Consider the following 15,299-nt stretch of genomic DNA (forward strand, 5'->3'; position numbering starts at 1 on the left):
ACGTTTTAGTCATAAAATGCCCGTTTCAACGCATTGACACGATCATGATAGATTTGGCGTGCCACACGTGCTTCAGGAATAAGTTCACCAAGATGAAATAAGCCAGGGTATATATGCAGTTCAGTCGATACACCTGCTTGTATTAAACGTTGTGCATACTGAATTGCTTCATCGACAAATAAATCTAAGCTACCTACCGTAATCAGCGTCGCAGGTAATTGTGACACATCTTGTCGTTGCGCAGGGACTGCGTAAGGTGGAAGCGTTGTTTTCTCGAATGCTTCGCCGAGATATTGTTGCCACGCAAATGCATTCATTTCATATGTCCAACCGTAATGACCTACATAAGGATTAGTGGGACGTTGATAGGTTGTCGCAATGTCCAACATTGGAATATGCAGATTTTGGAATACGATATTGATTTCATGACGGTCTTGTGCGAGTTGTGCCAAGCTAGCAGAGAGTAAGCCACCTGCGCTACTACCGCCAATGGCAATGCGCGACACATCGATATATAGCGCATCCGCATGTTGAACGACCCATTTCAACACACCATAACATTCATTTAATTGCCCGGGAAATACGGTCTCAGGGGCAAGGTGATAGTCAATAGACACAACGAGACAATTGAGGTCATGTGCAAGACGTGCATTGTCTTGATTATCCAAATGCGCATCACCAGAGATTGTGCCACCGCCATGCATATAGAGATAAACAGGCCGTCGTTGTTGACTTTGATGGGGGTTGAACAGCAACACATCGACCTCTCCTACTTCAGTCGATAAAGTTTGCTTATCAATCGTTACATCCAAGTCAGCGTCAACTGAGGTCTTGGCATGGCGAAGGACTTGTTGACGATAAGCTTGTAAAGTTTCGGTTGAAAGTGTGGTGCCATACATTGTTGAGGCGAAGTCACGTAAGTCACGATCCAATTTATCAATATAAGGCAATTCCATATTTAAGGCTTCCTTTCTCTCTACTCTGTTTCCTCAGGTTCAAAAAATAAAATCGGTGTCTGAGTAATGTTAAAATAATCTGCTAAAAATTGACGATAATTTTCTCGAGTTACGGGGCGTTTTTCTTTTTTACCTTGGTCAGTCACTGTTAAATTTCTTCCAGTCATCGTTACATGACCTGTTTCCCAATTTTTAACAAGTAAAGGGTCCGTCACAAAATGTGAATCTAAACTTGTTTGGTTATAAACCATCGCATTTTCAAAGTCTCTAAATTTTAGATAATGATCAACCGCACGATATTGAATTATCCATTGGTCATTCATTTTTTTTAGTAAGTCAAATGTTGTATTATCAATATATTTGATTTTATAGACCTGTCGTTTTGTTGTATCTTTTACAATTTCGCCACTAAGTGGAACCGCCATTAATGGGGATTCGCCAAAGCCGGTTTCAACTAAATAACGTGCGCCATTGAGTGTCGCAATGGTCGTCATATGAACATTTTCAGCAGCCCATCCTTTTTCTTCACCTTGATTAACGGTAGCTGCAATGAAATGCATATCATAGCCGTGTTGACTCAAATATTCATATGTGAGTCGATTGTTTTCATAACAGATTCCCCCTTGATGCCGTTCTGTTATTTTTTGAATCATGGATGCATTATTCACAGCAAGAGGTAAACGATTTTGAACATTGATATTTTCAAACGGGACATGTAACACATATTGACGAATATAATGATTCAAATGCTCTAATGTCGGTTCAAAATGAGCGGGCTTATTCAAACCGATAAATGTTTCTAACTTCGTAAAATCATACATCTTCATTAACTCCCTTCAAAATGATACCCACATATTTAACAGATGACGCTAAAAACGTCAATATCATATGGATGATCAAATATCCAACAAAGCAGATTTGAAAACGGAACTAATTCCGTTTGTTAAGTACGATAATATATTGCGTATAAAAATGAAAGTGTCTTGCTCAAAGGGATGTTTTTAGGATAAATGATAATGACAATTTTACGATTAGATACAAAAAAGAACGCGCAGTCAAATCGGGATAATGAACAAAATATTAAAGTTAAGCAACAGAGTCTGTAAACGCTATATAATTAACATATTTAGCCTTATCGGAAGCTATCTGTAACTCAGACATTCCAGATGATATCATATTAAGATCGCCTATCTCTCAGGCGTCAATTTAGACGCAGAGAGGGCTGCTAAAAATGACAGATATCTTTGTTCACATCACGACCACAGTCATCAGTGGTTGTATCGTTGCGCTATTTGCATATTGGTTACGTAAGCGTAGCGATAAATAGTCAACATAACCACACTAAAAACCCCTCACTACTGCCATAGTGAGGGGTTGGTGCATCAAATGCAGATATCCTTATTAATTGCATTTATAAACTGCTTAGTAGAAAAATGCAAAACATGTATTCAGACTAATTAGGCTAAATTGAATTTCTGAAAGGGTCAGGGACAAACCTACCTTGAGATAGCACTTATGGCAGTAAATATTAGCATACTAGCAAGATAAGTGCGATTTATGAATGGAACTGGACGTCAATATCCTGATTCTGTGTCTAAAAATGTTTAAGAACGCTGTGTTGGCTTTTTACGGCGTGTGTGGCGGAGTCCAAATACAGTAGTGAAAAAGCCAATCATTGCCATGAGTAATGGTGTCGGTGATGTTTTCGATGATGCACCTGTATCTGGAAGTTGTTCAACACGCTTTTGATTAGCTGATGCTTTAATCATTGTATTTGTACCTTGCGTCATAAGTGTTGCAACTTGCCCATGTTTTTCAGATGAGATGGTTGTTGATGTACTGATATAAGGCTGATCCATTGAAATTGAAGCGACACGGTTTTGTATCTGTTGTGTTGATGAATTTTCAGTATTTGTTGAAGCTGATGATTGTGCGTTGTCTGATGTCGATTCATGTTGATCTGGTGTTGCGTTGTGGGATGGTGAGCTTGTTTGAGTTGTGCCTCCAATAGGTTCCTGTTTTATTTGCTGATCAGTCGGGTTTTCAGGAAGACTTGTGTTGTCAGTAGAACCATCGCCACTCGGTCGTGAAGGGCTGTCTGATGAAGGGGTATCATCGATTACATCATCGACTGGTCGAATAATCAAATTATCGAGAATAAAATCTTTTGTGCCTTCAAAATTGACTTGCCCGTTATCTTTGACACCTTTTGTATCAGGTTGAACGTCTGTCGAATATATGCCAATCCATGTTTGTCCATTTTCATTTCCTGTCACTCGGAATGTCACACGTTGTGCATGGGGATAATCGATTGTATTTTTTAATGGTGTAATCTTGAAATTACGATTTTTTGAAATATCTTCGTGACCAACTGCAAAGGCGTAACTACCGTCAGAACCAGATTCGTAATCAAATGAGACTTCGTATGTTTTGCCGGGTGTGAAATAGAAATTTTGTGGAATCGTCTGAATAACCATTTTATCTTTGCCCGCTTGACCATTCACTTTGAGCGACCAATGACCTTGAATGACATCATCAACACGTTTATTATTCCATCCTCTTTGTGTATAAGGCGCATTTTTTTCGGATAAATGTGTGCGGTTATCTTCTACCCCTTCAATTTCAGAAACAACAAATGGGAATAATCCTTGAGGTACAGTTTCGAAGTCTTGTTGGAAAATACCGTCATGCATGAGTATTGAAGGATTTTCTACGACACGAATATCATCTAAATAAGTGGCGCCTTCTCCTGCTTCTCGACTGATAGTGAAATCAACTTGCCCGTCTTGAGGTGCGACAAAATACAAATACATATTTTGGAAGTAGCTACCGCCGTCTTTATAAGTTTCTGACACTTTACTTGTATTATGTGCATCCGCTTTGACATAGTTTTTGGCAATCGATTGTTGCGTTTGGTTTGTCGCTAAAACTTGACCATGGTTTGAAACTGCAATTTGTGTTTGAGCTTTACTTCGGTTGTCGACACCAACGTATAGCGCGTAACGTTGACCGGGTTTTAAATCTGTCAGTTGCTGTGTCAACTGCGTCATTTGTTTCAAGCTATCAATCTTAAGTAGGTCATTGTGCGCTACAGATTGATATATACCTACTTGTTCGACATCACCACTGATTTGCCATGCATCAAGTTTTTGAGAATTAAACCCAGCATCTTTAATGTGCATGCCTTCACTCCAATTGACATCTTGTTGATGAGATTGTGGAACTTGATAAATCACATAAGGTGTTTCTGCTTTGATATGATCCAATTTAATTTTATTATTATCGACAGGGATTGTTTTCATGTTTGTTCGCCCTGTTTCAGTCAATTCATATAAAATGACTTGGTCCGTGTGCCATGTATCAGGGAGTTGCCAAGTTGATGAGCCGCCTTTTTTATTCCAATGATAGAGCTTTTGTTGACTTCCTGTGAGCGGTTGCCCATTTGCATCCCAATTCCAAGGAATGAGATACTGCTCTCCGTCTAATACAGTGTGGCCATTGAGTGAAATTGTGCGTGAACGATAGTTGTTAATATCGTTTTCATAGTCATTTGACTTGCGTTGAACAGTGACTTTGTCGCCTGCATCATTTTGTAAATCTACGGTCATTTCAGGTGTCCAATTGATTGTTTTGCCGTTCGCTGTCATTTTGACAGGATGACCATCTTCAATACGCATCACTTTATAATGCTGTAAAAATTTAGTAGGCAAATCAACATCAAATATATTTTTAATATAAGTATTGTAATCATTACGTCCTTGCCAGCCTTCAAAGTCTTTCATATTATAGCCACCTAACAGTGGAAAATCTGCTGCACCAGAGTGTGGTGCATGATTTGCAACCCAAGAATCTTTTTGGTGGTTACGGATGAAACGTGCGACCTCTGAGTTGATACCTTTACTTTCATAAGTCCCATATGCAATATCTGTTGCCCAGTGTTGGAAGGTTGAATCGTATTCCATACCATGTCCCCATTCGACACCGACACGCCAGCCTAAGTCATTAATTTCTTTAGCTAATTGATGAGAAGGCCAAGCAGAGTTGTCTCCAGATTGTTGGTTGCCCCATACATCAACATAGATAAAATCTAGGCGATCGCCGACAATCTCTTTAAGGGCTTGAAAACGTGCTTGACGTTGATGTGTCAAATCGTAATCAGCATTAATGTTAAAACCTTGATCGAGCCAATTCCATCCATAACTATAAGTGCCATCTTCATTTTTCTTTAATAGATCAGGATTGAATGCTTTAGATTCTGGATACGTTTCTGAAGCGTTGATATGCACACCAAAACGTGCACCATAATCTGCTCCTTTTGATAGTAACGTGTTAAAGTCGTTAGCGCCTCCGATACGTTGTCCGATATTGTCATAATCTAAATGACCAGAATCGTGACCTTCACTGTTATAACCTTTCAATAAAATAGATTGACCCAAGCCATCTGTATTCAAATAAAACTTTTTAACCCCATCTAATGTTTTTAAAAATGGATTTTGTGCTTGTGACCCAAAATTCATTGCGATGCGATAACCTACAAGTTCAGGGACTTCTTCGTACTTATAAGGATTGTTCATAATATTGCGGTAGGCAATAGCCCCATCTTGCCAATTGATTTTGCCATCTTGATTTTCATCTTCAGCAATGGCGATTTTAATGTGTGGTAATAACCCTTGTGTTTTTGCATCCTGATGTGCTGGTGAAGGCTGAAGTATCCATGGTGCGGCACCTAACCCAACTGACACGCCGTCATCTGTTTTGACACTAGTTGCTGCCACACGTAAAAAATCTTGGCTACCGCCAACACCAATTTGCGCATTACTCCACAATCCGGCACTGTATTGGTCATTTGAAACAAAGCCATACATCATTAAGTCGTTAAAGTCAGAATCAAATTGATCGTCTATGTCGTATGATTTATCGCCACTGACCATTGTGTTTGTCGACATTTTTGTTGTTTGAAGGTGTGCATCTCGTTGTTGGTTGTTGACTGAGACGAGGGATTGATCTGCAAAACCGAACGAACGCACAATCTCATTCGGATTATGGTTGCTATAGTCTATCATTTTTAAGTCAATTGTACGATCCACTACAGACAACTGGAATGTGAAATGAACATCTATCGCATGTGCTTTGTCTAACGCGCTCAATTCATATTCAGCTGTATGGGCGTTGACTTTTTTGTAGGAGACGGTTGGCGTTACGATTTCACCATTTACGATGATTTGTCGGTTATCTACTACTTGACCGTCAACCGTTTTGCCATTCTTTAATTGGTATTGTTTTACAGCAGGGAAATTTTTATCAATTTTCACTGTCATTTGATTGGACTGTAACAAATCTACAGTTGGTTCAGCTTGCATCATTTTTGATGACGTATTGTTTTGTTCAGTCTGAGCCACTGATTGTGTTTGTCGTGGTGCTGTTGCAGTAAGTTTATCAATAGTACTGACGTTCTGAGGTGTAGTTGGCTTAGGGGCATCATGTATGACTAAAGGTTGGGCTTGAATGACATCAGATTGTTTGACGTTTTGAACAGTCCGATTTTGCGTTTTTTTCGTAGGTGATGTCTTGTCTAGTTGTTTGGTTTCAAACGGATGTGCTGTTTTATCTTCACTTTGAGCATTTTCAACTTGCTTAAAAGTCGATGGTTGTGATGTAACGTTGTTAATTTGAGTCTGTGATTGTGCTTCGTTGGAATGTGTTGTTGGAGCTGATTGTGCATCTGTTGGCTTATCATGAGTTTGACTTGCTGTTTGAGAAGGAGAGTCTGTTGATGCTTGTGGTGTATCATTCTTTGATGTTTGAGCAACTTCAGGTATTGTCTGCGTATGAATAGTAGCATCATCATTAACGGTATCATCTAACTGTTTAGTAGCGAGGGTGTCGTCTTCAGATGATGAAGGAGTCGAGGTTTGATGGGGGGACTGCGTTTCTGACGATGGTGTATTATTTGTTGATTCTGATGCAGACGCTGTTGATGACGCAGAAATATAAACAGTAAACCCTAATAAAACTGAAGCGGTTCCAATGGCATATTTACGAATACTAAAATTTTGTTTTTGTCTATTTGTCATTTTTTAAACACTCCTAATCTTTAGTAATCGAATTGAATATATAATTTATTTCGATTGTTGTAAACCCTTCCAACGCTGTAGTGACAACGTTTTAATGTTATTGTAAGTCGAGAAATAATACCAGTTTTTGAGGGAAATGAAAGATTATGAAAGATGTAAAATTGCACAATAACGCTTGTTTGAATGGTTTTATATCGTGAAAATTATAATTGGAAAATAACAAGTGGTTATAACCAGAAAAACATCTTAAAAAATATTTAAAATTTTAAAATTTTTAGCATAGAAAGATAAGTAAAATTTTAAAAATGTCTATTTAACAATAATAATAAGGCACAGGGTGATTATTGGAAGTGAATGATTATCATAATAGTCTTGACAAAACAGCAAATTTACATTTATGCTTTAAGTGGTTATAACCAGTAGGTGGTGAAAGTGATGTCAGAGAAAATGCCCTTGTATTATCAAATTTATCAAGGGATACACGAGCGTATAAAATCAGGAGAATTTAAGGAGGGAGATAAGATACCTTCAGAGCGCAATCTATGTGAGGAATTCGGTGTGAGTCGTATTACGGTGCGTGAAGCGTTAGAGCGTTTAGAAAAAGATCGTATTATTAAGCGCGAACATGGTAAGGGTTCATTTGTACTGGGAAGTCAATATAATCAATTTTTAAATGAGCTATATAGCTTTAAAGATGAAATTGAGAAGAATGGTGATAAGGCGAGTACGAAAATGTTAAGTATTAAGCTCATCCCATCTACGCCTTTTTTACAAGAGAAAATGCAGTTAACGCCTTATCAATATGTTTATGAGTTAAAGCGCATACGTCTTTCCAATGATGTGCCTTTAATCTATGAAATTAGCTATTTGCCGATGCGTTATTGTGAAGGATTAGAGCAATTTGACTTCAATGAAGTTTCGCTATATGAAACGCTCAATCAACATTATGGGATTCAAATTACGAACGCCTATGAAAATTTAACAGCGAGTAAATTAAGTCGCGAAGATGCCAAACTGTTGAATGGCGTCGTTGAAGATAGTTGTATGTTTATTGAACGCTTTAGCTATATGGACGATGCGGTGATTGAATTTACACAAAGTGTCGCAAGCGGTCATAAATACAAGTATACGGTCAAGTTAATGTAAAAGAATGAGTGAAGGAGGGATTGTTGTGTTACATGATACACATACTTATCGTGAAATTAAGCAACAACCAGCAACTTTAAAGAAAACATATGATTTAGTACAAGAACAACAAGCACGATTTAAAAATTTCATTGCCAAAATTGAGCAAGAAAATCAAGGTAAAAAACTAAAGGTACTCTTTACGGGTGCAGGTTCAAGTGCTTATGTGGGGGACGTAGCCCGCATGGCACGCAATACAGATGTCTTACCGAATTTTGAATTTGAGTCAGTTCCGACAACGCACTTTGTTACTGACCCACAACTCTATATTGATCAACAAACGGCATATCTGTTAGTGTCCTTTGCGCGTTCTGGTAACAGCCCAGAAACAAAAGCGACAGTCGAGATTGCCAATCAACTTTCGAGCCATGTTTATCATTTGTTTATCACAAATAATAAAGATGGATTTTTAGGAGCCTATAATGAAAGCGTTAACAACGTTTTTAAAGTAATCTTACCTGACGAAACGAATGACAAGTCTTTAGCGATGACTTCAAGTTTTTCATCCATGTTATTCGCGAGTTATTTATTATTCGGTGGCAAAGTAAGTCCAAAATTCTTTGACATTGCGTCATCTAATTTTGATTGGTTAGAATCTCAAGCTGAAACAGTGAGTCAGTTGGATTTTTCGAAAGTGTTCTATGTTGGAACAGGTTTAATTGGCGAACTCACAAAAGAAGTCAGTTTGAAACTCAATGAATTAACGGCAGGTCAAACTGAGATTGCACGTGAAACGACACTTGGCTTTAGACATGGTCCGAAAGCTGGATTGAGTGCAGACGCCATTTTTATTATGTTGCGCAGTAATCAGCCTTATCGTCGTCAATACGAAAAAGATTTAATCCAAGAAGTTGGACAAGTCAAAGATCGCTATCAAACTTATATTTTAGATGGGCAAGCAAATGAGAATGACAATACAGTCAAATTACCTCAGTCTGAAGAGCTCACAGATATGGAATTAGCACTACAATATTTGATTTTTGGACAATTGCTTGCAGCTAAACGTTCTGTGGCACTCGGTTTAAATCCTGATAATCCTAGTCCTGATGGCTTTATCAACCGTGTTGTTAAAGGTGTCACGATTTATCCGGTTGAGGGTTGAGCCTATGATTGCAACACATACTTTTAATCCTTCTGTTGATATCACTTATATGATTGATCCTATTGAAATAGGGGGCGTCAATCGTGTCAAACAGAAAATCAAAAACCCTGGTGGGAAGGGGATTAACGTCACTAAAGTTTTACATCAATTAGGTGCAAATTACTGTGCATATGGTTATTTAGGGGGCGCTAATGGGCAGTGGATTGCTAAAGTATTACAAGATATGGGCATCGTTACGGCATTTACTTCAATTCATGGAGAAACGAGACAAAGTCTAGCGATTAATGATCGTAACGGTCAAACAGAAATATTGGAAGCGGGGCCGTTAATAACTGAATACGATCAGCGACGTTATTATGAAATTTTGAACGAGCGCGCACGAGAGGTCAAAGTGATGACAGTGAGTGGGAGCTCGCCTCAATTTGAAGGGCGCTCAAAATTTGAACATGTCGCCCACATCCTGAGTGCTTTTCAACATAGTTATAACATTGTGGATACGCACGCAAGTGAACTCAAATTATTGTTGGAAGCCGATTTGCCGGTGCAGTGCATTAAGCCGAATCAAACCGAATTCGAAATGTTAGTTGGTAAAGAACAGCTCACGATTGCAGAATGTGCACAAATGTTACAAACACATGCCTATTTTACAAAGATGGATGTTTTTCTCACGTTAGGTGCGGCGGGGGCATTGGTCAAATGGGGAAATACAATTTACCGCGCGACACTGCCACATAAAGAAGTCATCAATCCTGTAGGTTCTGGGGATTCAACCGTTGCAGGTATTGCATACGGTGTCTATGAAAATTTAGCGCCGCAAGATTTAATCCGTCAAGCTTTAGCGTGTGGAACGTCAAACGCATTACAACAAGCCACTGGACATATTGATATTGAACAAGTCAATCAAATTAAATCTGAAATAGAAGTGGAGAGATATGAATGGGAAGAAAAGATTTAAGTCGGTTAGTGGATGACAAGGGGATATATGCAGCCATTGCGGTGGACCAACGCGGCGCATTAAGAAAGTTACTTGGAGCTCAAGCGAGTGATCACAATTTATCACTTTTTAAAAAACTAGTATCGGAAGTTCTAACACCATACGGATCAAGTTTTTTGGTGGATCCAGAGTTTGGCATAGAAGCAGCACAGGCGAATGCTGAATCTTCAGGTCTAATCTTATCTTATGAGCAAACCGGCTATGACGTGACAAGACCGGGCCGCTTACCACGTTTAATTGAAAATGCAAGTGTGAAACGCCTCAAAGATGCAGGTGCTGATGCGGTTAAATTTTTACTGTACTACGACGTAGATGAACCTGATGATATCAATACGAAAAAACAAGCAGTGATTGAGCGAATTGGTGCAGAATGCCAAGCAGAAAATATACCATTTTTACTTGAAATTTTAACTTACGATGACACGATTGGTGATGAAAAAGGAGCTGAATACGCCAAAGTACGGCCACATAAAGTTAATGAAGCGATGCGTGTGTTTAGTGAGCCTAGATTCCAAGTGGACACATTGAAAGTTGAAATTCCAGTTAATATGAACTTTGTAGAGGGCTTTGGTTCAGAAAATTTAATCTCACAAAGTGAAGCAGCCGAAGCATTTAAAGCACAAGACGCTGCGACGGACCTGCCTTATATTTATTTGAGCGGTGGTGTGTCAGCACAACTGTTTATGGACTCATTACAGTTTGCAGCAGTTCATGGTGCGCGCTTTAACGGTATACTTTGTGGTCGTGCTACTTGGAAAGGAGCAACAAGTGTACTCGTTGAAAAAGGTGAAGCTGAAGCAAAAGCATGGTTGGAACATGAAGGACTTGAGAATTTAAAAGCACTCAATAAAGTGAATCAGAAAACAGCAACATCTATTCAACTATAAATGAGGTGATGATGTGAGTCGTTTCGAAATCAATGAGACGTTTGTGTTAGATAAAAAGCCGTTCAAAATATTATCGGGAGCCATTCATTATTTCAGAATACCTAAAGAAGATTGGCAACATTCCTTGTATAATTTGAAAGCACTCGGCTTCAATACAGTAGAAACCTATGTTCCGTGGAATTTTCATGAGACTGAAAAAGGGGTATTTCTCTTTGATGGCAATAGAGATTTAAAACATTTTATCGAACTTGCACAACAAGAAGGATTGTATGTCATTGTGCGACCTTCACCTTATATTTGTGCAGAGTGGGAATTTGGAGGCTTACCTGCATGGTTACTGAACGACCGAACGATGCGTATTCGTTCTAGAGATCCGCAATTTTTAGCGTATGTGCGTCGTTATTATCAAGTGTTGTTTAAAATATTAACGCCACTTCAAATTGATCAAAATGGGCCTATCATTATGTTTCAAATTGAAAATGAATATGGTTCATACGGGGAAGATCATGAATATCTTCGAGCAATCGGCAATATGATGCGTGAGGAAGGCGTGACGGTTCCGTTCTTTACTTCAGACGGTGCATGGGATCAATGTTTACGCGCAGGGAGTATGATAGCCGACAATATTTTACCTACTGGAAACTTTGGTTCACGAACTACACAAAATTTCCAAAATCTGAAAGCTTTTCAAGAAGAATATGGTAAAAAGTGGCCTTTAATGTGTATGGAATTTTGGGATGGCTGGTTTAATCGCTGGGGTGAAGCCGTTATTAAACGTGATAGTGATGATCTTGCGCAAGAAGTGAGAGAAGCTATTAAGTTAGGTTCAGTGAATTTGTACATGTTTCACGGTGGAACGAATTTTGGTTTTTGGAATGGTTGCTCAGCAAGGGGAACGAAAGATTTACCACAAGTGACATCTTATGATTACCATGCACCATTAGATGAAGCTGGTAACCCGACGTCTAAATATTTTGCGTTACAAAAGATGCTAAAAGAGGTCATACCTGATGTTCAACAGCGCGAACCGAAAGTCAAAACATTTATGTCGCGGAAAGGGATACCCCTTGAAAGCAAGGTCAATCTTTTTGAAGTATTGGAGGACATTTCAAACAAGTCGACCAGTTTTTATCCGCAATCTATGGAAGAAGCGGGCACGGGTTACGGTTATATGATGTACCGAACAACAATTCATAAAGCAACAGAACAAGAAAAGTTAAGAATTGTTGATGCGAGAGATCGCGTGCATTGTTTCATTGATAAAGAATGTGTGTATCAAGCGTATCAAGAAGAAATTGGAGATCAATTTGAAGTCACTTTAGCATCAAGCCGACCACAAATTGATGTACTCGTTGAAAATATGGGACGTGTTAATTACGGTTATAAATTATTGGCTGCGACTCAGCGTAAAGGCTTAGGACAAGGCCTCATGCAAGATCTTCATTTTGTGCAAAATTGGGAGCAATTTGACATCGATTTTTATAAATTGAAGGACGAACATTTTCAACGTGCATGGTCAGCACAACAGCCAGCATTTTATCGCTATGAATTTGAGTTAGAAACGCCGGATAATACGCATATTGATGTAAGCGGTTTCGGAAAAGGTGTTGTTCTCGTTAATGGATTTAACATAGGTCGTTATTGGGAGGTTGGCCCTTCCCAATCGTTGTATATTTCAAAAGCATTTTTAAAACAAGGTAAGAATGAAATCATAGTCTTTGATTCTGAAGGGAAATACTCAGAGTCCATTAATCTGATTCAAGAACCTCAATTTACTGATATATAAGGAGAGATCATTATGGCAATTATAGGAACTCGTATCGATGGTAGATTAATTCATGGACAAGTCGCAAATTTATGGGCAACAAAATTAAATATTAGCCGTTTTATGGTGATTGATGATGAAGTAGCACAAAGCGATATTGATAAGCAAGCTTTAAAGCTGGCGACACCTGCAGGGATTAAATTAAGTGTTTTACCTATTGAAAAGGCTGCAAATAATATCAAAAACGGTAAATATGATTCACAGCGCGTTATGATTATTGCAAAGCGCCCTGATCGTTTTGTTGAATTGGTCAATCAAGGTGTTGCGATTGAAACATTAAATGTAGGAAACATGTCACAAACAGATGAAACACGTTCCATTACAAACTCAATCAATATAACAGATGAAGATATTGAGAATTTTAAAAAGTTAGAAGCACAAGGCGTAAAAATTGTTTCTCAAATGGTTCCAAACGATAAGACAGTAGACTTCTTTACATTAGTTAAAGAGAAAAAATAGGAGGTGTTTCCTTTGGAAATATTATGGTGGCAAATCGTATTATTAACTTTGTATGCAGGTTATCAAATATTAGATGATTTACAGTTTAATATTTTTGGTCATCCTGTTTTCGCGGGGATTATTTCAGGATTAATTATGGGCGATGTCACGACGGGTTTAATTATCGGTGGTGGCATGCAGTTAACGATTTTAGGTGTTGGGACATTCGGGGGTGCTTCAAGAATTGATGCTAACTCGGGAACAGTACTTGCGGTTGCGTTCTCTGTTGCACTCGGAATGAACCCACAACAAGCACTTGCAACACTTGCTGTGCCTGTTGCAAGTTTAATGATTCAAACGGATATTTTAGCACGCTTTACGAATACGTTTTTTGCGCATCGTATTGATCGAAAAATTGAACAGATGGATTATAAAGGTGTGGAACGCAACTTCTTATATGGTGCAATACCATGGGCATTGTCACGTGCCATTCCAGTTTGTTTAGCACTTGTATTTGGTGGCGGTGTCGTTAGAAATATTGTGAATTACTTGAACGGTGATCTGAAATGGTTAGGTGACGGTCTGACTGTTGCGGGTGCAGTCTTACCTGCAGTAGGTTTTGCGATTTTATTACGTTATCTTCCATTGAAAAAGCACTTTCCATATTTCATTTTAGGTTTCATTATCACTGCTTTAGCTGTGACAGTCTTTAGTGGATTGAGCGGTTTAGGTACATCCGTTGCAACGTTAGATAAGAAATTTGATATGACGTTCTCATCATTACCGATGCTTACAATTGCTGCTATTGGTTTTGCACTCGCAGCGATGGAATACAAACGCACATCACAACCTAAAGTCGCATCAGGTAGTCAGAAAGAATCCAATGAGACAGATGCGGACGAGGAAGGAGAGATTGACGATGACGAATTATAATAAATCGCAAGAACACAATTCAGAAACTGGTGTGGCAACGCAAACTAAATCAGGCAAACCGCTCACAGGACGTCCACCACAAACACCGTATCGATTAACGGATAAAGACTTTAGACAAATCAATATGCGGAGTCTGTTCTTCTTCCAATGGGGTTGGAATTATGAACGTATGCAAGGAAGTGGCTATTTATTTACCATCTTACCTCAGTTGCGTAAAATTTATGGAGATGATTCTCCTGAACTTCAAGAAATGATGAAAACGCATGCACAATTCTTTAATACAAGTAATTTTTTTAATACAATTATTACGGGTATCGATATTGCGATGGAAGAAAGAGAGCAATTCGCAGCTAAAGAATCTGTCAAAGGGATTAAAGTCGGCTTAATGGGCCCCTTCGCTGCTGTAGGTGACGCAATCTTTGGTTCGCTAGTGCCTACTATATTTGGTGCGATTGCAGCCAATATGGCGCAAGATGGAAATCCATTTGGTGCATTACTCTGGTTTGTGGCGATGTTAGCGATTATCGTGTTTCGTTGGAAACAACTGAAATTTGCTTATAAAGAAGGGATTTCGCTCGTTACAACAATGCAACATCGTTTGGAATCACTAACGAATGCAGCCACGCTCCTTGGTGTGTTTATGGTGGGTGCTTTAGTGGCAACGATGATACGTGTTAAATTTGCATGGGAACCTAAAATCGGGGATCTCACTGTTAAGGTTCAAGATAATGCGGACATGATTTTACCAAGATTATTACCGCTAGTTATCGTTTTTGGGGTTTACTGGTTGTTAGGTCGTAAAAATATGAACTCAACACGTGCCATCTTTATTGTAATTATTGTATCAATTGTATTATCTGCACTCGGTGTGATTACAAACATTTAAAGCGAGAGGAGCACTTGGA

The 15,299-nt window shown here is 38.8% G+C and carries 12 protein-coding genes; 9 read left to right on the forward strand and 3 right to left on the reverse strand.

What is annotated here, in order from left to right:
- Positions 1–5 precede the first annotated feature (5 nt).
- Together KM149_RS01080 and KM149_RS01085 are read right to left on the reverse strand one after the other, a co-directional pair.
- Positions 6–956, reverse strand: coding sequence for an alpha/beta hydrolase (locus tag KM149_RS01080; RefSeq protein WP_182280768.1), 951 nt, complete (start codon positions 954–956; stop codon positions 6–8).
- A 20-nt stretch (positions 957–976) separates the two neighbouring features.
- Entirely contained in the window at positions 977–1,777 is an 801-nt protein-coding gene (locus tag KM149_RS01085) for an arylamine N-acetyltransferase family protein (protein WP_182280767.1), read from the reverse strand.
- A 410-nt stretch (positions 1,778–2,187) separates the two neighbouring features.
- Here KM149_RS01085 and KM149_RS01090 point away from each other — a divergent pair, with 410 nt between their 5' ends.
- Positions 2,188–2,283: a type I toxin-antitoxin system Fst family toxin gene (locus tag KM149_RS01090; protein ID WP_165545802.1), complete on the forward strand. Its 96-nt coding sequence runs from the start codon at positions 2,188–2,190 to the stop codon at positions 2,281–2,283.
- 277 nt (positions 2,284–2,560) lie between these two features.
- Here KM149_RS01090 and KM149_RS01095 read toward each other — a convergent pair whose 3' ends face one another.
- On the reverse strand, positions 2,561–7,030 hold the full coding sequence (locus KM149_RS01095; protein ID WP_241415470.1) for an endo-alpha-N-acetylgalactosaminidase family protein: 4,470 nt from the start codon (positions 7,028–7,030) through the stop codon (positions 2,561–2,563).
- Positions 7,031–7,465: 435 nt separating this feature from the next.
- On the opposite strand from KM149_RS01095, the gene KM149_RS01100 reads away from it, so the two are divergent.
- From KM149_RS01100 to KM149_RS01135, 8 genes are read left to right on the forward strand one after another with little or no spacing between them, the layout of a single operon-like run.
- Positions 7,466–8,176: a GntR family transcriptional regulator gene (locus KM149_RS01100; protein ID WP_165545800.1), complete on the forward strand. Its 711-nt coding sequence runs from the start codon at positions 7,466–7,468 to the stop codon at positions 8,174–8,176.
- A gap of 25 nt (positions 8,177–8,201) precedes the next feature.
- Entirely contained in the window at positions 8,202–9,317 is a 1,116-nt protein-coding gene (locus tag KM149_RS01105; protein WP_165545799.1) for an SIS domain-containing protein, read from the forward strand.
- A gap of 4 nt (positions 9,318–9,321) precedes the next feature.
- Positions 9,322–10,272, forward strand: coding sequence for a 1-phosphofructokinase family hexose kinase (locus KM149_RS01110; RefSeq protein ID WP_214971472.1), 951 nt, complete (start codon positions 9,322–9,324; stop codon positions 10,270–10,272).
- Positions 10,254–11,198, forward strand: a complete 945-nt coding sequence (locus KM149_RS01115; RefSeq protein WP_241415471.1) for a tagatose 1,6-diphosphate aldolase — start codon at positions 10,254–10,256, stop codon at positions 11,196–11,198. The genes KM149_RS01110 and KM149_RS01115 overlap by 19 nt, the downstream gene beginning before the upstream one ends.
- A gap of 13 nt (positions 11,199–11,211) precedes the next feature.
- A complete protein-coding gene (locus KM149_RS01120) occupies positions 11,212–12,984 on the forward strand; it encodes a glycoside hydrolase family 35 protein (protein ID WP_241415472.1) in 1,773 nt (590 codons plus the stop codon).
- Positions 12,985–12,996: 12 nt separating this feature from the next.
- A complete protein-coding gene (locus tag KM149_RS01125) occupies positions 12,997–13,482 on the forward strand; it encodes a PTS sugar transporter subunit IIB (RefSeq protein ID WP_241415473.1) in 486 nt (161 codons plus the stop codon).
- Positions 13,483–13,494: 12 nt separating this feature from the next.
- Complete coding sequence (locus tag KM149_RS01130) at positions 13,495–14,394, forward strand: PTS mannose/fructose/sorbose/N-acetylgalactosamine transporter subunit IIC (RefSeq protein WP_182280761.1); 900 nt, start codon at positions 13,495–13,497, stop codon at positions 14,392–14,394.
- Positions 14,381–15,280 (forward strand): PTS system mannose/fructose/sorbose family transporter subunit IID, encoded by a 900-nt coding sequence (locus KM149_RS01135; RefSeq protein ID WP_182280760.1) that lies wholly within the window; start codon positions 14,381–14,383, stop codon positions 15,278–15,280. Before KM149_RS01130 ends, KM149_RS01135 begins: the two co-directional genes overlap by 14 nt.
- Positions 15,281–15,299 lie beyond the last annotated feature (19 nt).

Origin of the sequence: Staphylococcus coagulans (assembly GCF_022557135.1) — a bacterium.
Lineage (GTDB): Bacteria > Bacillota > Bacilli > Staphylococcales > Staphylococcaceae > Staphylococcus > Staphylococcus coagulans.